At 40.9% G+C, this 25,845-nt stretch carries 19 protein-coding genes and 1 pseudogene; 5 read left to right on the top strand and 15 right to left on the bottom strand.

Translation table 11 applies throughout. From position 1 onward, the window contains the following. Positions 1-81: 81 nt before the first annotated feature. Positions 82-1,422 (top strand): sodium-dependent transporter, encoded by a 1,341-nt coding sequence (locus SPAR10_RS06940; protein WP_004252352.1) that lies wholly within the window; start codon positions 82-84, stop codon positions 1,420-1,422. A 42-nt stretch (positions 1,423-1,464) separates the two neighbouring features. On the opposite strand, the gene manA is transcribed toward SPAR10_RS06940, so the two are convergent. The 7 genes from manA to SPAR10_RS06905 all read right to left on the bottom strand — a co-directional run bounded on the left by manA (position 1,465) and on the right by SPAR10_RS06905 (position 8,697). Next, the gene (manA, locus tag SPAR10_RS06935) at positions 1,465-2,409 is read right to left on the bottom strand and encodes a mannose-6-phosphate isomerase, class I (RefSeq protein WP_004252351.1); all 945 of its coding nucleotides are present in this window, start codon (positions 2,407-2,409) and stop codon (positions 1,465-1,467) included. 150 nt (positions 2,410-2,559) lie between these two features. Further along, the gene (locus SPAR10_RS06930) at positions 2,560-3,138 is read right to left on the bottom strand and encodes a DUF3592 domain-containing protein (RefSeq protein ID WP_004252350.1); all 579 of its coding nucleotides are present in this window, start codon (positions 3,136-3,138) and stop codon (positions 2,560-2,562) included. A 149-nt stretch (positions 3,139-3,287) separates the two neighbouring features. Further along, positions 3,288-3,635, bottom strand: coding sequence for a VOC family protein (locus SPAR10_RS06925; RefSeq protein ID WP_004252348.1), 348 nt, complete (start codon positions 3,633-3,635; stop codon positions 3,288-3,290). Between the two features lie 59 nt (positions 3,636-3,694). Continuing rightward, positions 3,695-5,470, bottom strand: a complete 1,776-nt coding sequence (spxB, locus tag SPAR10_RS06920; RefSeq protein WP_004252347.1) for a pyruvate oxidase — start codon at positions 5,468-5,470, stop codon at positions 3,695-3,697. Positions 5,471-5,687: 217 nt separating this feature from the next. Then, positions 5,688-7,910, bottom strand: coding sequence for a heavy metal translocating P-type ATPase (locus SPAR10_RS06915; RefSeq protein ID WP_004252345.1), 2,223 nt, complete (start codon positions 7,908-7,910; stop codon positions 5,688-5,690). A gap of 9 nt (positions 7,911-7,919) precedes the next feature. Continuing rightward, positions 7,920-8,291: a cupredoxin domain-containing protein gene (locus SPAR10_RS06910; protein ID WP_004252344.1), complete on the bottom strand. Its 372-nt coding sequence runs from the start codon at positions 8,289-8,291 to the stop codon at positions 7,920-7,922. A 10-nt stretch (positions 8,292-8,301) separates the two neighbouring features. Continuing rightward, positions 8,302-8,697, bottom strand: coding sequence for a CopY/TcrY family copper transport repressor (locus SPAR10_RS06905; protein ID WP_004252342.1), 396 nt, complete (start codon positions 8,695-8,697; stop codon positions 8,302-8,304). A 207-nt stretch (positions 8,698-8,904) separates the two neighbouring features. Between SPAR10_RS06905 and SPAR10_RS06900 the strand changes: the two genes are divergently transcribed. Genes SPAR10_RS06900 through SPAR10_RS06885 form a run of 4 tightly spaced genes read left to right on the top strand, consistent with a single transcriptional unit; the run spans position 8,905 to position 11,866 of the window. Then, positions 8,905-9,585 carry an amino acid ABC transporter permease gene (locus SPAR10_RS06900; protein ID WP_004252341.1) on the top strand — a complete coding sequence of 227 codons (681 nt, stop codon included), beginning with the start codon at positions 8,905-8,907 and terminating at the stop codon, positions 9,583-9,585. Continuing rightward, complete coding sequence (locus SPAR10_RS06895; RefSeq protein WP_004252335.1) at positions 9,545-10,222, top strand: amino acid ABC transporter permease; 678 nt, start codon at positions 9,545-9,547, stop codon at positions 10,220-10,222. Before SPAR10_RS06900 ends, SPAR10_RS06895 begins: the two co-directional genes overlap by 41 nt. After that, complete coding sequence (locus SPAR10_RS06890; protein ID WP_004252334.1) at positions 10,223-10,981, top strand: amino acid ABC transporter ATP-binding protein; 759 nt, start codon at positions 10,223-10,225, stop codon at positions 10,979-10,981. Between the two features lie 18 nt (positions 10,982-10,999). After that, positions 11,000-11,866, top strand: a complete 867-nt coding sequence (locus tag SPAR10_RS06885) for a cysteine ABC transporter substrate-binding protein (RefSeq protein WP_004252332.1) — start codon at positions 11,000-11,002, stop codon at positions 11,864-11,866. A gap of 63 nt (positions 11,867-11,929) precedes the next feature. On the opposite strand, the gene pyrE is transcribed toward SPAR10_RS06885, so the two are convergent. The 8 genes and pseudogenes from pyrE to SPAR10_RS06845 all read right to left on the bottom strand — a co-directional run. Next, positions 11,930-12,562, bottom strand: a complete 633-nt coding sequence (gene pyrE, locus SPAR10_RS06880) for an orotate phosphoribosyltransferase (RefSeq protein WP_004252330.1) — start codon at positions 12,560-12,562, stop codon at positions 11,930-11,932. A gap of 31 nt (positions 12,563-12,593) precedes the next feature. Beyond that, positions 12,594-13,295 (bottom strand): orotidine-5'-phosphate decarboxylase, encoded by a 702-nt coding sequence (pyrF, locus tag SPAR10_RS06875; protein WP_004252322.1) that lies wholly within the window; start codon positions 13,293-13,295, stop codon positions 12,594-12,596. A gap of 207 nt (positions 13,296-13,502) precedes the next feature. After that, entirely contained in the window at positions 13,503-14,768 is a 1,266-nt protein-coding gene (locus SPAR10_RS06870) for a cell division protein FtsQ/DivIB (RefSeq protein ID WP_004252321.1), read from the bottom strand. Positions 14,769-14,777: 9 nt separating this feature from the next. After that, positions 14,778-15,836: a UDP-N-acetylglucosamine--N-acetylmuramyl-(pentapeptide) pyrophosphoryl-undecaprenol N-acetylglucosamine transferase gene (locus SPAR10_RS06865; protein ID WP_004252319.1), complete on the bottom strand. Its 1,059-nt coding sequence runs from the start codon at positions 15,834-15,836 to the stop codon at positions 14,778-14,780. A gap of 1 nt (position 15,837) precedes the next feature. After that, the gene (gene murD / locus SPAR10_RS06860; protein WP_004252317.1) at positions 15,838-17,190 is read right to left on the bottom strand and encodes a UDP-N-acetylmuramoyl-L-alanine--D-glutamate ligase; all 1,353 of its coding nucleotides are present in this window, start codon (positions 17,188-17,190) and stop codon (positions 15,838-15,840) included. A gap of 94 nt (positions 17,191-17,284) precedes the next feature. Then, on the bottom strand, positions 17,285-19,990 hold the full coding sequence (locus tag SPAR10_RS06855) for an ABC transporter permease (protein WP_004252316.1): 2,706 nt from the start codon (positions 19,988-19,990) through the stop codon (positions 17,285-17,287). A 1-nt stretch (position 19,991) separates the two neighbouring features. After that, the gene (locus tag SPAR10_RS06850; protein ID WP_004252314.1) at positions 19,992-20,693 is read right to left on the bottom strand and encodes an ABC transporter ATP-binding protein; all 702 of its coding nucleotides are present in this window, start codon (positions 20,691-20,693) and stop codon (positions 19,992-19,994) included. A 147-nt stretch (positions 20,694-20,840) separates the two neighbouring features. Next, positions 20,841-25,559: pseudogene (locus SPAR10_RS06845) on the bottom strand (Ig-like domain-containing protein); the annotation flags it as partial. Positions 25,560-25,845: the final 286 nt, after the last annotated feature.

Here is a 25,845-nt window from a genome sequence, read left to right as displayed (position 1 = left end):
GCTCAAAAGAGCAATTGAGAGAGGGCTATTTGACAACTCAAGTAGCCTTTTCTTATTTTAAAAATAGATTGGAGTTTAACGATGTCTGAAAAATCGCAATGGGGCTCAAAACTGGGTTTCATCCTTGCATCTGCTGGTTCTGCAATTGGTCTTGGAGCAGTTTGGAAGTTCCCTTACATGACTGCTGCCAATGGTGGTGGTGGATTTTTACTGGTCTTTCTAATCTCGACACTATTGATTGGTTTCCCTCTTCTACTGGCTGAGTTTGCCCTTGGTCGAAGCGCTGGCGTGTCGGCAATCAAAACCTTTGGCAAGCTTGGAAACAATCAAAAGTACAACTTTATTGGTTGGATTGGTGCCTTTGCTCTTTTCATCCTTCTCTCATTTTATAGTGTCATTGGGGGTTGGATTCTGGTATACCTTGGTATCGAGATTGGAAGATTATTCCACCTAATCGGAAATGGAGATTATGCCCAGCAATTCTCTTCCATCATTTCTAATCCAGTTATTGCTTTAGGAGCTCAAGCAGCCTTTATCTTCTTGAATATTTTCATCGTATCACACGGCGTTCAAAAAGGGATTGAAAGAGCATCTAAGGTTATGATGCCCCTACTTTTTATCATCTTTGTCATTATTATCGGGCGCTCTCTTAGCTTGCCAAATGCTATGGAAGGTGTCGTTTACTTCCTCAAACCGGACTTTTCAAAACTAACAAGTGCTGGACTTCTCTATGCACTAGGTCAATCTTTCTTTGCTCTATCCCTTGGAGTTACAGCCATGCTGACCTACGCTTCCTACCTCGACAAGAAGACCAATCTGGTCCAATCAGGAATGTCTATCGTAGCCTTGAACATCTCAGTTTCTATCATGGCGGGACTTGCGATTTTCCCTGCGATGTCAGCCTTTAATATCCAATCTGAAGGTGGACCAAGTCTCCTCTTTATTGTTTTGCCGCAACTCTTTGACAATATGCCTTTTGGTACTATTTTCTATATTCTCTTTCTCTTGCTTTTCCTCTTTGCGACGATAACTTCCTCAGTCGTTATGCTTGAGATCAACGTTGGAAATATCACCAACCAAGACAATCGTAAGCGTGCTAAGTGGAGTATGATTTTAGGAATCTTGACTTTTGTCTTTGGTATCCCTTCAGCCCTATCCTATGGTGTGATGGCTGATGTCCATATCTTTGGGAAGATCTTCTTTGACGCCATGGATTTCTTGGTTTCCAACCTCCTCATGCCTTTCGGTGCTCTCTGCTTGTCTCTTTTTACAGGCTATATTTTCAAGAAAACACTGGCAATGGAGGAACTTCATCTTGATGAAACACCTTGGAAACAAGGACTTTTCCAAGTCTGGCTTTTCCTTCTTCGTTTCATCATTCCAATTATCATCATCGTGGTCTTTATCGCCCAATTTATGTAAATACAAAAAAGGACTTGAGAATATCTCTCAAGTCTTTTCTTTTTATGGATGGCTAACAATCAATTCTAGACCTTGCCCTTCCAAGGTCCAAGCTTCAACATCACTTGGTAAGATAAAGTGACTACCTTTTTGGATTGGATAGTCTTTTCCGTCTACAGTCAGTTTCCCTTGACCAGCCAAGACACTCAACAAGCTGTAATCAGCCGTCTTCTCAAATTCAACTTTTCCTGTGATTTCCCACTTGTAAACTGCAAAGAAATCATTAGAGACAAGTAAAGTTGAACGCAAATCATCTGCTTTGACAGCCACAGGACGGCTGTTTGCAGGCTCACCAATATTCAAAACATCGATTGATTTTTCGAGGTGAAGTTCACGCAAGTTACCATTATCATCCTTGCGGTCAAAGTCATAGACACGGTAAGTTGTATCACTAGACTGTTGCGTTTCAAGGATTAAGATTCCCGCACCGATAGCATGCATGGTTCCACTTGGTACATAGAAGAAATCTCCAGCCTTAACAGGTACTTTTGTAAGCAAGGCATCCCAGTTCTTATCTTCGATTTGCTGACGGAGTTCTTCTTTTGACTTAGCATTGTGACCGTAAATAATCTCTGAGCCTTCATCTGCTGCGATGATGTACCAGCACTCTGTTTTTCCAAGTTCGCCTTCATGCTCTAGTCCATAAGCATCATCTGGGTGAACTTGAACACTGAGCCAGTCATTGGCATCAAGGATTTTGGTCAAGAGCGGAAATACAGGCTCAGGACGGTTGCCAAACAACTCACGGTGTTCTGCATACAAAGTAGCGAGGTCTGTTCCTTCATAGCGCCCATTGGCTACCTTAGACACTCCATTTGGATGAGCTGAGATCGCCCAATACTCACCAATCTTGTCATTTGGAATGTCGTAACCAAACTCATCACGTAGTTTAGTCCCACCCCAGATTTTTTCTTGCATTACAGAATTTAAAAATAACGGTTCTGACATCTTGATCTCCTGTCTGATTTTTCTCCCTTCATTATAGCAAAAAAAGAGTTCTGATTGAACTCTTTTTCTTATCTTATAAAGTAGGGAGAAGATTTTATAAAAATAGTAACGATATGGATTTCATACTTTCGAAAAATCTACCAGAAACTATTAGTTCACAAGATTTGGAAGAATGAACACTATAAAGAAAGCTAGAGCAACCATCAGAAAAACAAGGAAATAAACTAAACATTTAGTCAGCCATGCATAACGACCTGGTTTTAAAGGTCTTTCTACATAGGAATGTTTTGGTTTCTTAGGATCATAATAAACAGTTACCTTTCCTCCAATTGGAAATCGTTCCATTAAAGGTGATTTTGTTAAAGAGATGAAACTGTTCCTATAAATCTTGTATCTTAAAACCTGAGGAATTTCCCCATCTTCAAAATTATCCATTTTGACATCAGATACGATTGAATCTAAGGGAGTACTGATTGTATTTGAAATCGCATATAGAAATTTCGGTCCTAAAACCTTGTATTGGTTCCCATCAACAGTGTACTCGACAACTGGCAGGCTAATTCCATTATAAAGAGCATAGGAATATCGGATAATAACTCCTTCCGTTCTTTCGGTACATCTCTTGGCATTTCTGTAATTACTAAAGATAAAAATGTCGAACATGAAATAGGTGAAGGCAGCAAAGCCTAACGACATTAAGCCAAATAATAGAAAGAAAGTTGTTGGCATCTTTTTTCTCCTTAAAATATCATGATGCATCTATTTTAACAGAAAATACATAAAAAGAAAAAGACCGGATTGCTCCGATCTTTTAATAGTTCATATTCTCATATTCTGTTTTAAGAATCATTAAGGTTAACTTCAAATGACTAGGCATCCTATTTCATACGATAAAAATCAATGACTAGACCAGCAGGGCCTTTAACTAACAGGGATTCTGTTCCCCAATCCGTTTCACAAGGACCGTGTAAAATCTCGATACCAATCTCTTTTAACCGCTTCTGGTTCTGGTCGACATCCTCAACCTCAATGTGTAGAATGATTCCTGACTGAAAATTTTCCAAAGGAATCAAATGATTTTGGGATAACATGAGACAGTGACTGCCAATCGTGAACTGAGCAAAACTGTTATCAACATAGTCCGCCTTTTTATCCAAGATACTCTCTAATTCAGCACAGACTTGGGGAACATCTGACACGATAATATCTAATTGATTTAAATTCATTTACTGTCCTCCACAAAAAGACCGGATTGCTCCGATTTTTTTAAGTTCCACGAGAGGAATTATTTAATTGCTCGTGATTGCAATCCTTCTTCTTCTAAGAAGAGGCGGAATGGTACAAGCTCTTCAGCTTCGTATTTTTCCTTGAAGGCTTTGATTGCTTCTTCTGAGTGTTGTTTTGGATCCAACTCAAGTACTTCTACTGGAAGTGGACGATGTGGAGTGATGTGAGCATCGATAACAACAGTTTTACCTTCTTTGTTCAATTTAACAGCTTCTGCAACAACTGCATCGATGTCTTCGATACGGTCAACTGTAAATCCTACAGCACCTTGCGCTTCAGCGATTTTCGCATAGTCAGCATTAGGGAAGTCACAACCAAACAAGTGTTTGTTTGTGTCTTCGTATTTGTCCTTGATGAAGGCATATTTACCATTTGAGAAGACAACGTTGATAACTGGAAGGTCGTATTGAACGTTTGTGATAACGTCTGGGTAGCACATGTTGAATGCACCGTCACCCATGATGTTCCATACTTGGCGATCTGGATTGTCTTTCTTAGCAGCGATACCACCAGGAAGGGCAATACCCATTGTCGCAAAGAGTGGAGATGTACGCCACATGTTCTTAGGTGTCATGTGAAGGTGACGAGTAGATGTTTGAGTAGTGTCACCTACGTCGATTGAGTAGATAGCGTCTTGATCAGCATGTTTGTTGATTGCATTGTAAACTTGATACAATTGCAATTCACCCTCAGTTTTACCTTCGAGTTTGTTCATGTAATCACGCCAGTTTTGGTTGTTCTTCACGTTTGCACGCCACCATGGAGTAGATTCAACTGGGTTTACTTTATCAAGGATAGCTTTAGCTGCTTGACCTGCATCACCAAGGATTGAAGCGTCAAGGGCGTGGCGTTTACCAAGTTTGTAAGGGTCGATATCCACTTGGATGAATTTTTCAGTGTTTTTGAATGCTTCGTATACTTCAGCAAATGGGAAGTTTGAACCAAGGAAAAGAACTGTGTCTGCTTCAAAGACCACTTCGTTGGCTGGTTTCCAACCAACACGGTAAGCAGAACCTGTCAAACCTTCGTAGTTCCATTCGAACGCTTCGAAGTTTTTACCAGTTGTGATGATTGGTACTTTGATTTTACGTGACAATTCAGTGATTACTTCACCAGCTTTAACACCACCGTAACCAGCGTAGATAACTGGACGTTCAGCGTTGTTCAAAATTTCAACAGCTTTGTCGATTTCAACTTCGTTCAAAGCAGGAGCGATGAATGAACGCTCGTAAGAACCTGAACCGTAGTATGAGTTTTCGTCGATTTCTTGGAAACCAAAGTTTACTGGAATTTCAACGACAGCTGGACCTTTTTTAGAAACGGCAGCACGGCAAGCTTCGTCAATCACTTTTGGTAATTGCTCTGCGTAAGCTACACGTTTGTTGTAAACAGCGATACCGTTGTACATTGGGTTTTGGTTAAGCTCTTGGAAGGCATCCATGTTCAATTCGTTAACTGGACGTGATCCAAGGATAGCAAGGAATGGAGTGTTATCCATAGCTGCATCGTAAACACCATTGATCAAGTGAGTTGCACCAGGTCCACCTGAACCAACTGCAACACCGATAGATCCGCCAAATTTAGCTTGCATAACCGCTGCAAGAGCACCTGTTTCTTCGTGGCGAACTTGCAAGAAACGGATATCTTTGTCTTCAGCCAAAGCGTCCATCAATGAACTGAGTGTTCCTGATGGGATACCGTAGATAGTGTCTACGCCCCATGTTTTCAATACGTTGAGCATTGCTGCAGATGCAGTAATTTTCCCTTGAGTCATAATGATAACTCTCCTTCAAAATAATTTCATATATTTACAAAAAACGCTTTTATATGTTATTTGAAAACGATTCAGTAAATTTACAATCCTAATTTATCACATTTGTTTTCAGATTCATAAGAATGTGCTCAGAAACTTTCATTCTCTATTACAGTACAGTTTGGAAGCGTTTTGAAAATCTGTTTTAGAATAGAAAAAAGCGGTTAAGACCGCCTTTTTAATCGACTTTAGTAAAATTAAGCATGAGAGAGCTGATTAAAACAGATACTGAACTAAAGGCCATGGCCAATCCTGCAAGTTCTGGATTGAGTACCAAACCAAGACCAGAAAACACTCCTGCTGCAATCGGAATACCAATGAGGTTATAGATAGAAGCCCAGAAAAGATTAAGTAGAATACGATTAAAGGTCTTCTTACTCATGTCAAAGGCACGTGCCAATCCTAGTAAATTGTTGGTTGTAAGGACAAGGTCTGCTGATTCGATGGCAATATCTGTTCCAGAACCCATGGCAATTCCGACATCAGCTACACTTAGGGCCGGCGCATCATTGATACCATCTCCAACAAAGGCCAGTTTTCCTTTCTTTTGAAGCTTGTGAATCTCATGCGCCTTTTCCTCTGGCAAGACATTTGCGATTACTTCTTCTATCCCAATTTGCTCTGCAATCGCATGGGCTACTCCAGCATTATCTCCGGTAAGCATAACCGTTCTGAGGCCGCGTTTTTTCAATTTAGCAATAGCTTCTCGAGCATTTTCCTTAGGGACATCCTGCAAGGCAATTAAGCCTTTTAGTTCACCATCTACGGATAGGAAGACAACTGTTTTTGCTTCTTTCTCAAGCAAATCAAATCGTTCTTGATAATCATGTGGAATAGCAAGGTCAGCTAAGAGCTTAGCATTCCCAAGCAAGACTTGTTTACCATTAATAATCCCAGTCACACCTTTTCCATGCAAGGCTTGGAAGTTTTCCACTGGGTAAAGGCTAATTCCTAGTTCAGATGCACGATTAACAATAGCTTGAGCTAGCGGGTGTTGAGATACATCCTCCAGTGAAGCAGCCAAACTTAGCACTTCTCTTTCATCACCAATAACATCTGTCACTACTGGCTTCCCTTCGGTCAAGGTTCCTGTCTTATCAAAAACAACCGTTTGGACTTTTTGGATCTCCTGTAAAACTGTACCATTTTTGAGAAGAATCCCCATCTTGGCACTTCGTCCTGTTCCAACCATGAGTGCTGTCGGTGTCGCGAGTCCTAGTGCACAAGGACAGGCAATTATCAAAACAGCAACTCCGTAGAGAAGTGACGTCACAAAGCTATCTCCAAGGAAAACAAACCAGATCCAAAAAGTAAGAAGTCCTAAAATGACAACTGCTGGTACAAAAATCCCTGAAATCTTGTCGGTCAAATCTTGAATAGGAGCACGACTCGTTTGCGCTTTCTTCACAAAGTCCACAATCTGAGCCAGCATAGTCTCAGAACCAACTTTTTCAGCTCTAAAGATGATCGTACCACTATTATTGATAGTTGAACCAATGACAGCATCTCCAACTGATTTATCGACTGGAATACTTTCCCCAGTCACCATTGATTCATCAATACTCGTTTCACCTTCTAACACAGTCCCATCAACGGCAATTTTTTCACCTGGTCGAACGCGAATGAGATCCCCAACTTTGACTTGTTCTAGAGGTATTTGAACATAAACATCATCACGCAAAACCTCTGCTGTCTTTGCTTGTAGGTCTAATAATTTTTCGACTGCCTGCGAAGTATTTTTTCGCATTTTTTCCTCAAAAACTGCTCCCAAAAGAATGAAGAAGAGGATAAATGCAGCACTTTCAAAGTAAACGGGCAGACCAGTGAAGAGGGCAACTAAGCTATAGAAATAGGCCACTAGGGTTCCCAGAGCAACCAAGGTATCCATGTTGGAATTGTGCTTTTTAAAACTAGCCCAGGCGCTTCTGATATATGGAACTCCAGCTACCAGCATAATGGGTGTTGTGGCTAAAAAGGTGCCCCAACGCATGACTTGGTGACTAATTCCTCCTGTAGACATCCCAATCATGAGAATCACAAGAGGCACAGTAAAGATACTAGTAATCCAAAAACGCTGTAAAAGACTTAGAGACTTTTTAGTTTTTTCAACAACGGTATAGGTCCCCTTTTGCATCTTCATGCCGCATGAAAATTCATACTCACCCAGGTCTTGAGGAGTAAAACGAATGAGTTTTTCCTCATCTTGAGCGATCGGTTCTAGAATCCCTTCTTCTTCGAAGAGAATCTCTTTATAACAGTTTGAAGGTGTCACACGATGAAAGGTAATCTCAGCAGGAATCCCTTTTTGCAGTTGAATGTGGGCTGGATGGTAGCCTTTGTCTGCCGTGATACGGATTTTTTGAACACCATTTTCAAGACTTGCTTTTACAATTTCAGTCATATCATTCTCCTATTCTACAATCATCTTACCGTGCATCATATTCATGCCACAAGAGAAACCATACTCACCTGCTTCTTCAGGAGTGATTTCAACCACATATTGGTCTCCCATAGGCAGATCTGCATGCACTCCAAAGTCTGGAAAAACGATTTGGTCCAAGCAAGGTGAAGGATCTTTTCGATCAAAAATAATGCGAGCAGGTTGCGATTTTTTGAGGATAATGGTTCCTGGAGTGTAGCCCCCCATGACCTCCACTCGAATCTCCTGATAGCCATTCTTTTGTTGGGCTCTCTTAGCATCTTCTTGCGGTTTTTTGAAAAACCAAAAGAGGATAAAAGCAATCATTCCTAAAACAACAATAGATACAAATAGATTTAACATAGCGTCTCCTTTACATACAATTACATTTTACTTCTGTTACAGCATTTGCTTTTTTCTTTGAAATCACTTCTTCCAAGCCCTCCAAGTCAGCTAGGGTAAAATCACATTCTTCAATCAAATCAGCTAGCAAGAGCTTTATTCTGCGAGAACAAAGCTTGTCTTTGATATCATGAACCATTAAGCCCCTACTATCATCTAGCGTTAAAAGGGCCGAATAGACAAAGTACTTGCCCTGTTTTTCCCGAGTCAAACATTCTTTCTCCACCAAACGAGCCAAGAGTGTCTGGATCGTGGATTTGGACCAGCTAAACCTTTTCTCTAATACTTTTATCAGATCAGTACTAGTCTGTTCTCCCTGCATCCAGATAATCTTCATGACCTGCCATTCTGCATCCGAAATCTGCATCAGTACACCTCCAAAATCTACATTTGTCAATTACAATTATCAGTATACTCTCAAAATCTACATTTGTCAACTAAATTTCCTAAAAATTTTAAAATTTCCCTTTCCAATAGATTTTGTCTATCATTGTGATAAAAAATACATATTATTCAAAGCTCTGTTTTAATGCTACAATAACTGTATTATTTTCCTAGATAGGAGGTTCTACTTTTGGATTGGTCCATTGTTGAACAATATCTACCACTCTATCAAAAGGCTTTTTTTCTGACCTTGCATATTGCAGTTTGGGGAATTCTAGGTTCTTTTTTGCTGGGGATCATCGTCAGCGTCATCCGACATTATCGAGTTCCTGTTTTCTCACAATTAGCTACAGCCTATATAGAATTGTCACGAAATACACCCCTTTTGATACAACTTTTCTTTCTCTACTTCGGTCTACCTCGAATAGGGATTGTTCTCTCTTCAGAAGTCTGTGCAACGGTTGGACTCATTTTCTTAGGTGGTTCCTACATGGCAGAATCCTTCCGAAGCGGGCTAGAAGCCGTCAGTCAAACCCAGCATGAAATTGGTTTAGCCATTGGGCTTACACCTTTTCAGGTCTTTCGCTACGTGATTCTTCCACAAGCGACTGCAGTGGCTCTACCATCCTTTAGCGCAAATGTTATTTTCCTCATCAAAGAAACATCTGTCTTTTCGGCAGTCGCCCTTGCTGACCTAATGTATGTTGCTAAGGATTTGATTGGACTCTACTATGAAACAGATATCGCACTAGCCATGTTGGTGGTTGCTTACCTTATCGTGCTTCTACCTATTTCACTAGTCTTTAGTTGGATAGAAAGGAGGCTCCGTCATGCAGGATTCGGGAATGCAAGTACTCTTTCAGGGAAATAATCTCTTGAGAATTTTACAGGGATTGGGAGTCACAATTGGGATTTCTATCCTGTCTGTCTTCTTATCCATGATTTTCGGAACGGTTATGGGAATTATCATGACCTCTCATTCTAGAGTGATTCGCTTATTGACACGCTTATATCTAGAATTTATCCGGATTATGCCGCAGCTAGTGCTCCTTTTCATCGTTTACTTTGGCTTAGCTCGAAACTTTAATATCAATATCTCTGGGGAGACTTCTGCTATTATCGTTTTCACCCTCTGGGGAACAGCTGAGATGGGTGACTTGGTTCGTGGCGCTATCACTTCCTTGCCTAAACATCAGTTTGAGAGCGGACAAGCGCTTGGCTTAACTAAAGTGCAACTCTACTACCATATCATTATCCCTCAAGTTTTGAGAAGGCTTCTACCGCAAGCCATCAATCTTGTCACTCGTATGATCAAAACGACTTCCTTGGTTGTTTTGATTGGAGTTGTTGAGGTTACCAAGGTTGGACAACAAATCATTGATAGCAATCGCTTAACCATCCCAACCGCTTCCTTTTGGATATATGGAACCATCCTAGTCTTGTATTTCGCAGTTTGCTTCCCTATTTCCAAACTATCTACTCATCTAGAAAAACATTGGAGGAACTAAATGTCTGAAACTATTTTAGAAATCAAGGAACTAAAAAAATCCTTCGGAGATAATCCAATCCTCCAAGGACTTTCCCTAGATATTAAAAAGGGAGAAGTCGTCGTCATCCTAGGACCATCTGGTTGTGGTAAAAGTACGCTACTTCGCTGCCTCAATGGTTTAGAAAGTATTCAAGGAGGAGATATCCTGCTTGATGGTCAGTCCATCGTTGAAAATAAAAAAGATTTTCACCTGGTTCGCCAAAAGATCGGTATGGTCTTTCAAAGTTATGAACTCTTTCCTCACCTAGATGTCCTTCAAAACCTCATCCTAGGACCTATCAAGGCTCAGGGGAGAGACAAAAAAGAAGTCACTGAAGAAGCTCTGCAACTACTGGAACGTGTCGGACTTCTAGATAAAAAACATAGCTTTGCTCGTCAATTATCTGGTGGACAAAAGCAACGGGTAGCCATCGTTCGTGCACTTCTCATGCATCCAGAAATTATCCTCTTTGACGAAGTAACTGCTTCACTGGATCCAGAAATGGTACGTGAGGTTCTAGAACTCATCAATGACTTGGCCCAAGAAGGTCGTACCATGATTCTGGTAACCCACGAAATGCAGTTTGCCCAAGCTATTGCGGACCGCATTATCTTTCTAGACCAAGGAAAAATTGCTGAAGAAGGAACTGCTCAAGAATTCTTCACAAATCCACAAACGAAACGAGCACAAGAATTTTTAAACGTCTTTGACTTTAGCCAGTTTGGCTCATATCTATAATCAACAAAGGAGATTATTATGAAACTACTTAAACCAATTCTAACTGTTTTTGCTCTAGCATTTGCGCTTATCTTCGTCACAGCTTGTAGTTCAGGAGGAAGCTCTGATGCTTCATCTACAAAGGCAACTGCCAAAGCTCGTACTATTGATGAAATTAAGAAAAGTGGTGAACTTCGAATCGCGGTATTTGGAGACAAAAAACCATTTGGTTATGTTGACAACGACGGTTCTTACCAAGGTTATGATATCGAACTAGGTAACCAATTAGCACAAGACCTTGGTGTAAAGGTCAAATACGTTTCTGTTGATGCTGCCAACCGTGCTGAATACTTGATTTCTAACAAGGTTGATATCACCCTTGCCAACTTCACAGTTACTGACGAACGTAAGAAACAAGTTGACTTTGCCCTTCCTTACATGAAAGTTTCTCTCGGTGTTGTGTCACCAAAAGATAAAGTCATCAAGGACGTTAAAGAACTTGAAGGCAAAACCTTGATTGTTACAAAAGGAACGACTGCTGAAACTTACTTTGAGAAAAATCACCCAGAAGTAAAACTCCAAAAATACGATCAATATAGCGATGCCTACCAAGCCCTTCTTGATGGACGTGGAGATGCCTTCTCTACTGACAATACTGAAGTTCTAGCTTGGGCACTTGAAAATAAAGGATATGAGGTAGGAATTTCTTCTCTAGGTAACCCAGATACCATTGCACCCGCAGTTCAAAAAGGTAACCAAGAACTGCTTGACTACATCAACCAAGAAATCGAAAAATTAGGCAAAGAAAACTTCTTCCACAAGGCTTATGAAAAAACACTTCACCCAACTTACGGTGATGCTGCTAAAGCAGATGACCTAGTTGTTGAAGGTGGAAAAGTTGACTAACATCTAATAAATGTAACAAAAAGAAATCAGGTAACCCTAAGGGTTACCTGATTTTTATATACCTTAAGCATTTTGCCAATTTTCTTGGTCTTCTTTAAAGCGTTTGAGGAGAGCAAGTCCTTCTGGTGTGATGTAGCCTTCTTCTTGGGCTAGGTGGATAAGCTCACTGTAGTTTGAAAGAGTCACCAGTTTGACACCAGCATCTGCAAAGTTTTTATCTGCTTTTGGTAATTGATAGCTGAAGATAGCCACAACTCCAAGAACATCCGCTCCTTCACGTTTGGCAGCTGCAACAGCTTCAAGAACCGAACCACCAGTTGAAATCAAATCTTCCACAACGACCATTTTTTGACCTTGGGCTACACGGCCTTCGATTTGGTTTCCTGCTCCGTGGTCTTTTGGTTTGCTACGGATATAAGCAAATGGCAGATTCATCTTGTCAGCGATGATGGCACCGTGTGGGATACCCGCAGTCGCTGTTCCTGCAATCACTTCTACCTCTGGGAATTCTGACTTGATGGCTTCTACAAAACCATTCTCAATCAAAGTTCGAGTTTCTGGGTAGGCAAGCGTCACACGGTTGTCCGTATAAATTGGTGACTTGATACCTGATGCCCAAGTGAAGGGCTCTTCTGGTTTGAGGTAAACGGCTTGAATTTTCAATAGATGGCTAGCAATGTCTTTAGCAAGTGTCATGGGATTCTCCTTTGTATTTTAAACTATATTCTTATTTCCAGTCTTGTGTCCATTCATCCTTGATAGCATGATAAGCTGCTACTGGATCAGTGGCTTGAGTGATTGGGCGTCCAACAACGATATAGTCACTACCAATATGATAAGCATCTGCTGGTGTCATGACTCGTTTTTGGTCTCCTACTGCAGCGCCTGATGGACGAATGCCGGGTGTCAGGCAAATAAAGTCTGGACTGGTAGCTTCTTTGATGAGTTTTACTTCTTGAGCTGAACAAACCACACCATCTAATCCCGCTTCAGCGGTTTTCTTAGCATAATGAATGACAGATTCTTGAAGACTGGTTTGGATATTTTGAAACTCTCTCATTTGTTCCTCAGAGGTTGAAGTTAACTGAGTGACAGCAATCAATTTGGCTTCTTTCCCAAAGCCTTCACGCGCAGCCTTCATCATCTCAACGCCACCTGCTGCATGAACATTGGTCATATCAACGCCCAGATGAGACAAGACCTTCATGGCTGATTTGACTGTATTTGGAATATCATGGAGTTTAAGATCCAGAAAGACACTATGTCCCAAACCTTTCAGATAAGAAACAATCTCAGGTCCTGTAGCGTAATAGAGTTCCATACCTACCTTTAGATAGAGGCTCTCTCCTGCTGGAAAAAGAGCTAAAAACTGCTTGACTGCCTCAAAACTAGGAAAATCAAGAGCAATGACTGGACGAGCTTCGCGCATACTTTTCTCCTTTTACCTTTGTAAGCTAGAGAGCATGAAAAAAGGAACCTGCCTACAGCAAGGTTCCACGAAAAATGGGTAGTCTACACCCTTTCACCGTCTAACCTTAGCTGCCTCTCTGGACTGCTTTAAAGGTTTTTTACTATTCTATTATTTAAAGCGGTACTTGTCAAGTAAAAACAAGTAACTGGACGAATCATCTGAAACTTAGCGACTCTGTGTTGTTTGAGTCGTCTGTGTTGTTTGATCTTGATTTCCTTGCTCAGCTTGTTTTTTCTTCTCTTCTTCCTGCTTCTTCTTTTCCTCTTCTTTGGCTTTGACTCTTTCGTCATCCAGAGCCTTATCCACTAGACTATAGCTATAGATACCGACCTCCATGTCAATTCCGCTAGGAACTGTCAACTGTGGTTTTATCTTACTATAGTAAGGTAATTTCTTACCTAGTTCTGATAATGGCACCAAAATCTCGTCTGTATCATACATGGTAATCTTTAGAAGGTCACTTGTTACCTTGCTTGGTGCAAGTTCAATCTTCTCAATCTCTTGCTTAATTTCTGGACTAACTTCATTTAGCTGAGAAATTAGGGTTTTAATCTGTTCCTCATCGTTAAATAAAACAGATATGTATTTCTCAGGTAAGTTGTCAGAACTAACGGCAGTTGATTCAATGCTTCCACTAGATAAGATTGGGTAATAGCTATCTCCAGAAACAGAGTAGGCCGCAATCTCAAATTCCTTCACTTCAATGGTGAAGTGAACTGGAAATTGATAAGTTATCTTAGCCGATTCAATCCAGTGATTTGATTTGACCATTTCCGCATGCTTATCTTTATTTAAGAGCAAGCTGATTGTATAGTCACTGTCACGAATGCCAGAAGCTTCTTTGACTTGGTCTGCACTTGTCTGAACCGTCCCTGTAACTTCAATATGTTTCATTGTAGCTAGAGGACTTAGTAGATAAATAGACAAGAATAAGATTATAAAACTAGGGACGAGGATCGTAACTGCTCGCCAGATATGTATAGAAGGAATGGCCGGTTTTGGAGGTTTACTCTTGGTTTTTACCTTTTTCTGTTTCTTAACCTTTTCGTCAGCTTTTTCTTTCTCTACTTGATCCTGACTCTTAGAGTCTTCTTGAGGAGTTTCCTCCGAATCTTTCTCTTCATTTGAAGTCTCATCGCTAGTATCCGAATCCTTCTCTTCAGATTTTTCGGATTCTTCGTCCACTTCTTCAGAACTCGTAGAGTTTTCTTCCGTTCTTTTACTCAAATACTCCTGGTGTTGTTTTTGCCATTCTGACACTTCTTGAGCGCTTTCAGAAGACTCTGATACTTGTTCTTCTTTTTCACGTGCTTCTTCTTCGGCACGTTTCGCCTCTTCTTCAGCTTTTTTTTGAAGATATTCTTGATTTCGTTTTTGCCACTCTGACAATTCCTTGCCTTGAGTGTGCTGATTCTTTTTATCCTTTGACATCAATTTTCCTTATGATAAATCTTTTTTTAGTAACTCATAAAAATCTGCCACAGATTTTAATTCCTGAGAATTCTTCATCTTGTTTTGGTAAATCTCTTTGTTGGTCAAGAGTTGATTTACTTTTTCTTCTAAAGTTGACAAAGTCAAATCGCTCTCTTGCAACTCCTCAGCATAGCCTTTCTTCACAAAATAGGCTGCATTTTCAATCTGATCTCCGCGGCTGGCTTCACGACCCAGTGGCACAATGACGTGCAATTTAGCCATAGCAAGGAGTTCAAAAATCGTATTGGCACCACCACGAGTGATGACCACATCAGCCATATTCATGAGTGGTTGATAGAGTTCCGTCGCATAGTCAACACGGTAGAGGTTTGAACTTAGTTCATTTAAACTAGCATCACCTGTCAGGTTAATGATATTATAGCGACTAGTCAGCTCTTCCTTGTGGTCTGTTACTAGTTGGTTAAAGACACGCGCCCCAGCAGAACCTCCGACGAAAAGAAGAGTTGGTAGCTTATCATTGAAAGAAGTTCGGATATCCACCATTTCTTCAGGTTCTTCCATAACTGGACCAGAAACCTTGGTCACAGCTCCTACATGTTCTACCTTAGTGAGACTAGACGCTTGCTCGAAAGTAGAGTACATCTTAGTCGCAAACTTATAGGCAATTTTATTGGCCAATCCCATAGAGAGATCAGACTCGTGGATGAAGACTGGTACTCTGCATACTCGCGCTGCGATAACAGGCGGAACAGATACAAATCCACCCTTAGAAAAGAGGGCTTGTGGACGAACTCGAAGCATGATAAAGAGCGATTGAAGAATTCCAAAAGCAACCTTAAAGACGTCAACCATATTTTGCCATGAGAAATATCGACGTAATTTCCCTGTTGCAATCGAATGGAAGGTAATATCTAAACCTGACTTGAGAATTTCATGATGCTCAATCCCATTTTTATCACCAATATAGTGAACTTCCCAGCCATCTTCGATGAACTTAGGCATTAACAAAAGGTTGAGGGTAACGTGTCCAACCGTTCCCCCACCAGTAAATACTATTTTTTTCATATTATCCCTTTAACTCCGCTACAGTGTCGATGAAAAGATCTCCACGTACTTCAAAGTTAGCATACATATCCCAGCTCGCATTGGCAGGACTGAGGAGAACAACATCTCCCTCTTCCGCAAGTTCATAAGCCTTACGAGTCGCATCTGCAATATCAGTCGCGTCGACATAAGCCACACCAGCTTTATCTGCTGCACGCTTGACACGTTCGGCAGATTGACCGAGGATGACCATTTTCTTAAGTCCAGTAATATCAGGAACCAATTCGTCAAACTCATTGCCACGGTCCAACCCACCAGCAATCAAGATAACCTTGCTATTATCAAATCCTGACAAGGCTTTTTGAGTTGCTAAAATATTGGTTGACTTACTATCGTTATAGAATTTAACGCCATTGATTTGGTCTACAAACTGGAGACGGTGCTTCACACCACCAAAGGCTGACAAGGTTTCCTTGATGGTTTCATTATCAACGCCACGCAGTTTAGCAACGGCAATGGTTGCAAGAGCATTTTCCACATTGTGGCTACCTGGAACACCGATTTCATCAGCTGCCATGACTTTTTCACCACGGAAGTAGAGAAGACCATCTTCAAGATAGGCTCCGTCAACCTTTTCAAGTGTTGAGAATGGTACTACAGCCGCGTTTGTCTTTGTAGCAAGTTCTTTAGCTAATTCCTGGTTGAAGTTCAATACTAGGTAATCAGCTGCTGTCATATTGCTTGGGATATTCCACTTGGCTGCCACATAGTCCTCAAAAGAACCGTGATAGTCAATATGTGTTGGCATCAGGTTGGTGATAACAGCAATTTCAGGATGGAATTCCTGGATTCCCATTAATTGGAAAGAAGAAAGTTCCATGACAAGGGTATCCTTATCTGTTGCAGTTTGAGCAACCTGACTAGCAGGATAACCGATGTTACCTGATAAGAGTCCATTTTGTCCTGCAGCAGTCAGAACTTCACCAATCATGGTTGTGGTCGTTGTCTTACCATTTGAACCAGTAATACCGACGATTGGTGCATCAGAAATCAAATAGGCCAACTCAACCTCTGTCAAGACTGGAATGCCTTTTTCTAGAGCTTTTTCAATCATAGGGTTTCTATAAGGAATACCAGGGTTTTTCACCATGAGGGCAAAATCTTCATCCAACAATTCCAAGGGATGACCACCAGTTACAACCTTGATACCATCTTCCAAGAGACTTTGTGCTGCTGGATTTTCCTCAAAAGGCTTGCCATCATTAACCGTTACAATGGCACCCAACTTGTCCAAGAGACGAGCTGCAGACTCACCTGATTTGGCTAAACCTAGGACTAATACTTTCTTATTTTCAAATTGATCAATTCGTTTCATATCTAGAACTCCATTTCTACTCTTACTATTTTACCATTTTTATGAAAATAAAAAAGCCACAAAGGGCTTTCTTATTTGTTTTTTGTATAAAAAACTATTCTACCGACTTGAGGGCTTCTAACATATCCACCTTTCGGAGATAATGATTGACAAAAACTCCTAGGATGGTCAAAATGACACTGACAGCTAGAACTGGGATTAGATACACTTCCCAGCCGACCTTTGGTTGAAAACGGAAGGTACCGGGTGCGATCATCTGAATGAGAAATTGATGGAGATAAAAGCCTGATACCAATCCTACAATCGTTCCAATTAGTGACAATATGATAGTTTCCCGATAGATGTAAAGGGTCACTTCTTTGTTATGAAAACCAAGAACCTTGATGGTTGAGAGTTCCCGAATCCGTTCAGCAACATTGATATTGGTCAAATTATAGAGAATCACAATAGCTAGTAGCACCGATACCAGCACCAAAATCGCCATGGTATGATTCAGAGAATTAGCAAAACTTTCAAAGAGCTGAATGGTGGAAGCGTTTTGAACGAGGCCACTGACAGCTACCTGGTCCATAAATTCTCCTGCGACTCTTTCAGTATTTCCTTCACTTTTATCCTTAAGTTGGACCAGATAGGTGTTCATCTTGGGAGCTTGACCATATATCTCCTCATAGGTCGCCTGATTCATATAAACAAAGTGACCTACATAGTGCTCAGTAATAGCACCCACTTTAAAGTTTTTCCCATCGATTGTAAAGTTGTCACCAACAGAAACTCCAGCCAACTGAGCTAATTTATCTGTTAGAATGACTCCACCTGATAAGCTCAGTTTTTCTCCATTTTTTTCTAAATGGACAAAAGGTTCCAGGTCATCCTTATCCGTTACCATGATCGTCACTGTCTGAACTCCAGCCTTGCCTGCATACTTTTCCTCAACCTGTTTGGAAGAAATTAAACGATAGTTTTCAACTTCATCACTTTGCAATTTTTCTTCTAGCTTAGCCTTATCAGAATCTGAAGCTCGAGAATTGACAGAGAGAATCATCTGATATTGTTGCAGATCCTTAAACTGCCTATCAGCAACTCCTACCACAGAGGATTGAATACCAAGTCCTGCAAAGAGGAGGGCTACTGAACCTGCAACCCCAAAAATGGTCATCAGCATCCGTTGCTTATAACGGAAAATGTTGCGAGCTGTAACTTTTTGGGTAAAGCTCAAATGTGACCAGATAAATGTGATGCGCTCCAAGAGAATTTTAGAACCCTTGACTGGTGGTTTGGGTAGTAATAATTGAGCCGCTTCTTCATGCAAGTCTCTGCGAGATACAAGGTAGGCAGGTAGGACACTAGCTACTAAGCTAAGCCCCAGAGCTAAGCAACTATAGGTCCAGTAAAAATACTGTTGATTCTCACCAACAATCATTCGTTCGGTGATGATATGTGAGATTGTGGGTGCTAGGACATAATGGCCAATCAGAATCCCTAGAAGAGTTCCAAGAGTGCCAGCAAACAGACCATAAATTACAAACTTAGCGATGATATCTTTGCTATGGTAGCCTAGAGCTTTGAAAATCCCAGCATTTGTTCTTTCCTCATCTACAAATCGAGTCATGGTGGTAAAGGTAACCATAGCTGCGACGGCATAGAGAACAACTGGAAAGATATTTCCCACGGCACGAATACTCATGGCTGAGTTACTATACATGAGATAACCTTGACCAGTAGGAGAGCTTTTTCGATTGTAAACATGATAGGTTGACTCTGTCAGAGCATTGACTTCATCCTGACTGGTCTGCCATTTAGCCTTCTCACTAGCAAGATCTGACTCAGCATGACTTAGTTTTTCCTTTTCTTGTTTCAATTGTTCTTTAGCTTCTTCTATCTGGCTCGAAACTTGGCTCTTTTGCGGTTCTGGAAGTTGGCTCACTTGATTTTCTTGAGCTTGTAGACGCGTTTCGATTTCTTGCAGGCGTTTCTTGCCAGCTACCAGGTTGGTCTCTGCCTCGTCCAGTTGCTTCTTTCCTTCATAAAGTGATTTTTGAGCGTCTTTCTTCATTTTCTCAAGTCGAGCTTGACCATTATCAGCAACCAGCTCCTTGAGTGTTGCCTCTTCTTCCTCGAGTTTCTTTTCGTAATCACTAAAGAAAGGATTGACATCTGTTAGGCTAGCAAAACGCAGGCGGGCAATCGTGTAAACAGAGCTCTTAAAGTTATCTTTTGTTACAACTCCATAGGCTGCTAAGTTCCCATTACCACTGGCTGAACTCCCCATATCTGATTTTGAAAAAATATCTGGAGAGTGGACAAAGCCTGTAATGGTATAACTATCCCGCTTTAATTGAGAATTACTGCCCTTTTTTTGGCTCAAATAAATGACTTGACCAATCTGATATCGATCTTTCCAAAAGTCCGCCAAGGCCAATTCATCTTCTTTTTCAGGCAAACGACCTTCCGTTACTTGAAATTTTGAAATCTTATCAGTATTTGAAAAGATTCGTATGGCATCTTCACTATTTGCCAGAGTCAAATCTGTCATATAACCAAACTCGACATCTGCTCCTGATAGAGTTTGCAATTCTGCCTGGTCTGCCTGATCAAGCCCATAATCTCCTATGATGGTCACATCTGCCGTATTAGTATCTTTCAGATAATCCCAAGCTGTTCGCTCCATATTGGGACTGGCCACTTTGAGACCGACTAGGGCCAAAGAACCTAACATCATCAAAGTTAGAATGGATAGAAATCGCCCTTTTGAACCTGTGAAAGACTGGAGCAGGTCTTTCCAATATATCTTCCTTTTCATATCAGTACTCCAAATCATCAATATCCTGTGGTTGAGGATTGATAACAACGCTCTTGACACTGGCATCATGCATCTGAATCACCCGATCAGCTATAGGAGCAAGGGAAGCATTATGGGTCACGATGATAACGGTGGCCCCTTTTTTACGTGACATATCTTGAAGAATCTTTAGAACCTGCTTACCAGTCTGGTAGTCCAAAGCTCCCGTTGGTTCATCACAAAGGAGAATTTTAGGATTTTTAGCCACAGCTCGAGCAATGGAGACCCGTTGTTGCTCACCACCTGACAGCTGAGCTGGAAAATTATTGAGACGATGGCCTAGACCTACGACCTTTAGAACTTGCTCAGGATCTAAGGCATCTAAGACAATTTCTGATGCCAACTCGACATTTTCTTTAGCAGTCAAGTTAGCAACCAAGTTATAAAACTGAAAGACAAAACCAACGTCATTTCTACGATAGTTGGTTCTCTGATGAGAAGTGAAATTCGAGATATTGATTCCGTCAATCCAAACTTGTCCTTCATCATTGGTATCCATTCCACCTAGAATATTTAAGACCGTTGACTTTCCTGCTCCAGATGAACCAAGGATAATGACCAGTTCTCCCTTTTCAATCTCGAAGTTGACGTCACGATTGGCTACAATTTCTGTTTCTCCAGTATGATATCTCTTATAGCTATTTTTCATTTCAATGTAAGCCATCCTATCTCCTCCTCTTCTATCCCTATTTTCATCTTTATTATAACTCTTTTGCAGTGAGAATTAAAGCAAATATAAGATAGAAAAGAGAGGACACTTTGGTCCTCTCTGCTTCAGTTTTTCTCATTACTTCCACGTGTGTGCTCAACAGAAGTGGAGATGGTATTCACCTAGAATATCTCCGTTTTCAGCCTTAACGACAACACGAACTGGATCCCCTTCACGCACGCTTGGAATCACTGTAGCAATACCATTATCTGATACACTTGCCGTTACTGTTGGTGCTTCGTCTTCTTTAGCTTCTAGATAATAGTCAGTCAAGCCAGGGTTAAAGTTTGGCAAATCTTTTCCATCTACTTGGATTTGAGCTTGAGCTTTCTTAGCTGCAGCTACTTGTTTAGAGAAGATTTGAATTTCTGTAATGGAAGTACCCCATTTACCATCTGGTCTAACCATACGGATACGAACCGCATAGGTATTGACTTTATCAAAGCTAAAGTGAGTCATTTCTCCAGCTCTCACTTGATCTGGAGCTTTAAGATTTGTCACTTGTTTCCAGTTATTGTCATCGTTAAAGACGTGGTCTTCACTAGCTACAAAGCTTGGGTTCTTAGGAACTGTTGGAACATCTGTTCCTACATAGTATTCGATGACATAAGACTTAGGTGCACCAACACCGTGGTCTTCGTGGAAGGCAACATTGAGATTGTCAACCGAACGTTTAGACAGGATACCAGAATCACCAAATAGGATTCCGACCGATGCTTCACTTGTACGTTTCCAGTTTGTCCAGCGGTTTGCCGGTTGATCATTAAATGAGATTAGTTTGTCATTGACATTGGCTACTGAGTCACTTGGATTTGAGTCTGATGCAAAGGCAAGTGGCAACTCTGAACCTGTCCACTGGTCAGAAATATTAGCACCAGTTTCTGTCTGAGCAGACACACGAACATGAAGTTTTGTTGGTAACTGAGTCCCTTCGACATGCCCTGTCACTGTAAAGTTACCTTCAGTTGCATATTGGCTTGGGTCAATAGCATCCCAAGTCACTTTAGCTGAAGATACTTGGCCATTTGAGTGGTAAGTACGGACGCTTTCTGGTAATTGAGGAGCTTCTGAAACCGGAGTTGTTGTAGTCACTTCTTCGACTGCAATGATACTTTCTACAGAAACTTTAGCATGAGCTTCGTTCTCAATTCCTTCTACTTTACCAAGAACATCAAAGCTATGGTATTTAGCAAGGTCTTCCTTAGCAACTGCTTGCCAAGTTACCTTGTGAACTTTTGGAAATCCTTTATCGTACTCTACAGTTACTGTATCAGGTAGACTTGGTTCTTGGTTCAAACCTGTCACGACACTTATTGGACGAATGGCCTGGACAACTTTATTTTCAGTATTTGCCTGAATGTTCAAGTCAATCTGACCTTCAGCTCCTTCAAATTGAGCTTTCAAAGTTACTTGACCAGGTTTATGCAATTCAAGCATACCTTTACGAACAGCTACGTCTCCTTCACCTGATGTTGAGAAGGTTACCTTGTCAGCTTTTAATACGGCCTGAGTTCCATCTTGATAATGAGCCAAGACTTTGATACCAACTGTTTGGTCTTCTTTCAGTGCGTCTGCATTTTCAACTTCTAGGCTTAAACGTTCAATCTGAGGAGCTTCTTGTAAGAATTGGATAGCATAAGTCTGAAGTGCTCCACCATCATTTGGTTGAACATAAATACTAGCACGCATACCATTTGCTTCGTTAGCTTGAATAACAGTAACTTGCGCATTTTCAGCTAAAGCTTTGGCTTCAGGCAAAGTAGCTCCATAAGCAAGTTTATGGTATAGGACCGGTTGATCAGTTGAGAGCCCTTCTACAGGCTGGTCTGCAACAGTTACAGTCGGTACTACTGGTGAAGCTGCTTGACCTTCTGCGACTACAAAGGTTGCAGCGATTTCATCATCACCTGAAATTCCTTTGGCTTGGATACGAGAGCCTGGGATAGTTAATTTAGCTTGATCTTCAGCTGCAACTTCCCACCTATCAACGTCATAGCTTCCTAGAGTACCATCTGACAATACATAGGTAACAGATGGATCAACCGTACTCAGATCTGCACTTGGTGTAATTCTCTTAACTACAGGTAATTCTGCTTCGAGTGCCAAGACTTCAACACGCGCTTCTACATCTCTTCCTTCTGCCACACCTTTAACAGTAAAAATACCAGGTTGGTTGACATCAACTGCGGACCATTCTACTGGAACTTTTGCACGGCTGCCATCACTGTAGATAAATCCTATTTTTGAAGGCATTTTCGCTGCTTGACCGATTACTGTACGAACTTTAGGAACCTCTGTACCTAAAACAGTTTTTTCCTCTTGGTCTTTCTTACCTGTGAAGATAGTTGTTTGACCAGATTTCAAGAAATCAGAGTGAGCAGTCAAGGTGAATTTACCTGCTTGCTCAGTTGATTTGACAATCACAACACCCTTACCATTAAAGGCTTTGCGAATCCATGAACCATTTGCTTGTTCTTTGTAACGTTCACGGCTGGCTTGTTCCCCGTTATCCACACCGACAATCTGACCTTGTCCATGCAACTGGAAGCGAACAAGATTATTGGCTGTAGGAACTACGTTACCTTTACTGTCAACAATTTCGTAATAGATATAAGTGAGGTCTTTTCCATCAGCTGCGATAGCATTTTCTTCTTTGACTAAGCGAACACCTGCAGGCTCACCAGCAGTCGTAACCTTATCACGAGCAATTTCATTACCAGCCTCATCACGAGCTACTGCTTCCAATGTTCCAGGTTGATAAGCAACCTTCCACTCAAGGTAAAGTTCATTTGCATTGGCACCTTCTTGGTAAGTACGTCCATCACTTGTTTGTTTTTTAGTAAATGTCTTCTTGCCTAGAGTATTACCATTCAAGAATAGTTCTACACTTGCCGCATTAGAATAGGCACGGACTGGAATATTACCATCTGCATCCGCTACATTCTCTTTTAGAGTAGGATTTTCCCAGTTCCAGTGAGGAAGCAAGTGAACCATTGGTTTCTTCTCAGCAGAAACCCATTGGCTTTGGTACAAGTAGTAATCATTCTTTGGAATACCAGCTGTATCTACGATACCAAAGTAAGAACTCTTAACTGGAGTTTGGTTTTGGTTGTGCCATGGAGTCGGTTCACCGATATAGTCCGTACCTGTCCAGATGAACTGACCTGCATAACCAGCATTGTCACGGTCAAAAGTCCAAGATGCTGTAGCTGTTTTACCCCAACCAACACGGTCATTACCGTAGTCTGATTGCTCGTAATGACGGTAAGCCTGATTGCTGTGGACCAATTCACGTTCTGGGCGGAAATAACTTCCACGTGTACGAGTAGCTGAGGAAGTTTCAGAACCGTAAATCAACCAATTTGGATGTTTCGCACGAAGTTTCTTGTAGTTGTCTTCTGAATAGTTAAATCCAACGGCATCAAGTTCATTGGCAATCTTTTCATGGTCACCACTACCATCACCAAAACGGAACTTATCTGCTCCCATAGTGACATAGCGTGTCTTATCAACAGCTTTGATAACTTGAACCAAGCGTTTAACCGTTGCTAGAGAACGAGGTTTCCCATCTGCTTCACCGATTTCATTACCGATAGACCACATGACGATAGCAGGGTTGTTCTTTCCTCGTTCAACCATGGTACGAAGGTCAAAATCAGACCATTTTTCACCTTTTTTAGCGTCTGGGTGAGTAGCATCTTTATCAAAGAAGCGACCATAGTCATACTGTTTCTTACCACCATACCAAGTATCGAAAGCTTCTTCTTGGACCAATAAACCAAGCTCAGCAGCGATCTGTAAAGTTTGCTCACTAGCTGGGTTGTGGGTTGTACGGATAGAGTTCACACCCATATCCTTCATTTGTTTCAGACGACGGTATTCTGCCTTATAGTTTTCTTCAGCTCCAAGAGCTCCATGGTCATGGTGAAGAGAAACTCCATGGAATTTAATGCGTTCACCATTCAAAGAGAAGCCTTCATTTGGTGTCCAGTTGTAGTAACGGTAACCAAACAAGTCCTTCTTAGCATCGACCAATTGACCATCACGATAAACACGTGTCACCAATTCGTAAAGAGCTGGTTTGTCGCTATTAACTGTCCAAAGTTTTGGTTTATCAACTTGTAAAATAGCATTTAAACTTGTTGATTGATGAGCTTTCAAGACTTGACTAGCGGTACGAACTAGATCCGTTACAGCTTGACCATTACGTTCAATGATTTGATACTCAGCAAGAATTTCATGATCTTTATCATCAGTATTGACGATCTTACTTGTTACATGAGTATCTACCTTACCATTTTGTTGTTTTTCAAGGTCTGGAGTTAAGATAGTTGTTCCATTTTTCTCAGTATGGACCTTATCTGTGACTTGAAGGGTAACATCACGGTAAATCCCGCTTCCTGAGTACCAACGGCTACTTGGTTGTTTGTTGATGGCATGCACTGCTACGACATTCTCGCGACCGTCTTTATGGAGATAGTCAGTAATGTCATATGAGAATTGGTTATAACCATTTGGATAGTGACCTACTAGCTGACCATTGACATAGACCTGAGAATCCATATAAATTCCATCAAATGTGATACGAACATTCTTATTGAGGTCTTCTTCATCAAGTTTAAAGGTCTTACGATACCAAGCATCACCACCATTGAGTTGCCCACCTTCGTTTTGGGCAGGAGAATCATGGTCGAAGTCATTGTAAATACTCCAGTCATGAGGAAGGTCTAATTTCTTCCAGCTTGATACATCGGCATCTGGTTTGATAGCGTCTTTTGCATTGGCATTGAGTTTAAAATGCCAGTTTTGGTTGAATTCTCTTACTCGACTATCAATCAATATGTTCGCCCATCCTTGCTCTTTATTTTCATGAGTCATCATCTTCATTCATATTTTATACAATTACAATAGATACATCAATAGTTTCTCGAAAAAAGCATACTTCAGACTATGATTACTAAAATTAGTAGAAAATAATGGATATAAAAAACTGTATTGAGGTATTATTTGACAGAATTACTAAATCATATACAAAATAAAAGGTCGCTCCTTTATAGAAACAACCTTCTAAATTATTTTTCACTGATATGACATAATACTCCAATGA

Source organism: Streptococcus infantis SPAR10, from assembly GCF_000279535.1.
GTDB lineage: Bacteria > Bacillota > Bacilli > Lactobacillales > Streptococcaceae > Streptococcus > Streptococcus infantis_I.
This window is presented reverse-complemented; position numbering and strand designations above follow the sequence as displayed.

Bases quoted from the DNA above. Each gene is read 5' to 3' on its own strand.
- pyrF (WP_004252322.1), bottom strand. From the start codon at position 13,295: ATGCGCGAAGCTCGTCCAGTCATTGCTCTTGATTTTCCTAGTTTTGAG.
- SPAR10_RS06850 (WP_004252314.1), bottom strand. From the start codon at position 20,693: ATGGCTTACATTGAAATGAAAAATAGCTATAAGAGATATCATACTGGA.
- SPAR10_RS06930 (WP_004252350.1), bottom strand. From the start codon at position 3,138: ATGCCAACAACTTTCTTTCTATTATTTGGCTTAATGTCGTTAGGCTTT.
- SPAR10_RS06890 (WP_004252334.1), top strand. From the start codon at position 10,223: ATGTCTGAAACTATTTTAGAAATCAAGGAACTAAAAAAATCCTTCGGA.
- SPAR10_RS06865 (WP_004252319.1), bottom strand. From the start codon at position 15,836: ATGAAAAAAATAGTATTTACTGGTGGGGGAACGGTTGGACACGTTACC.
- SPAR10_RS06925 (WP_004252348.1), bottom strand. From the start codon at position 3,635: ATGAATTTAAATCAATTAGATATTATCGTGTCAGATGTTCCCCAAGTC.
- SPAR10_RS06870 (WP_004252321.1), bottom strand. From the start codon at position 14,768: ATGTCAAAGGATAAAAAGAATCAGCACACTCAAGGCAAGGAATTGTCA.
- SPAR10_RS06895 (WP_004252335.1), top strand. From the start codon at position 9,545: ATGCAGGATTCGGGAATGCAAGTACTCTTTCAGGGAAATAATCTCTTG.
- SPAR10_RS06915 (WP_004252345.1), bottom strand. From the start codon at position 7,910: ATGACTGAAATTGTAAAAGCAAGTCTTGAAAATGGTGTTCAAAAAATC.
- manA (WP_004252351.1), bottom strand. From the start codon at position 2,409: ATGTCAGAACCGTTATTTTTAAATTCTGTAATGCAAGAAAAAATCTGG.
- SPAR10_RS06855 (WP_004252316.1), bottom strand. From the start codon at position 19,990: ATGAAAAGGAAGATATATTGGAAAGACCTGCTCCAGTCTTTCACAGGT.
- SPAR10_RS06885 (WP_004252332.1), top strand. From the start codon at position 11,000: ATGAAACTACTTAAACCAATTCTAACTGTTTTTGCTCTAGCATTTGCG.
- murD (WP_004252317.1), bottom strand. From the start codon at position 17,190: ATGAAACGAATTGATCAATTTGAAAATAAGAAAGTATTAGTCCTAGGT.
- pyrE (WP_004252330.1), bottom strand. From the start codon at position 12,562: ATGACACTTGCTAAAGACATTGCTAGCCATCTATTGAAAATTCAAGCC.
- SPAR10_RS06910 (WP_004252344.1), bottom strand. From the start codon at position 8,291: ATGTTAAATCTATTTGTATCTATTGTTGTTTTAGGAATGATTGCTTTT.
- SPAR10_RS06940 (WP_004252352.1), top strand. From the start codon at position 82: ATGTCTGAAAAATCGCAATGGGGCTCAAAACTGGGTTTCATCCTTGCA.
- spxB (WP_004252347.1), bottom strand. From the start codon at position 5,470: ATGACTCAAGGGAAAATTACTGCATCTGCAGCAATGCTCAACGTATTG.
- SPAR10_RS06905 (WP_004252342.1), bottom strand. From the start codon at position 8,697: ATGCAGATTTCGGATGCAGAATGGCAGGTCATGAAGATTATCTGGATG.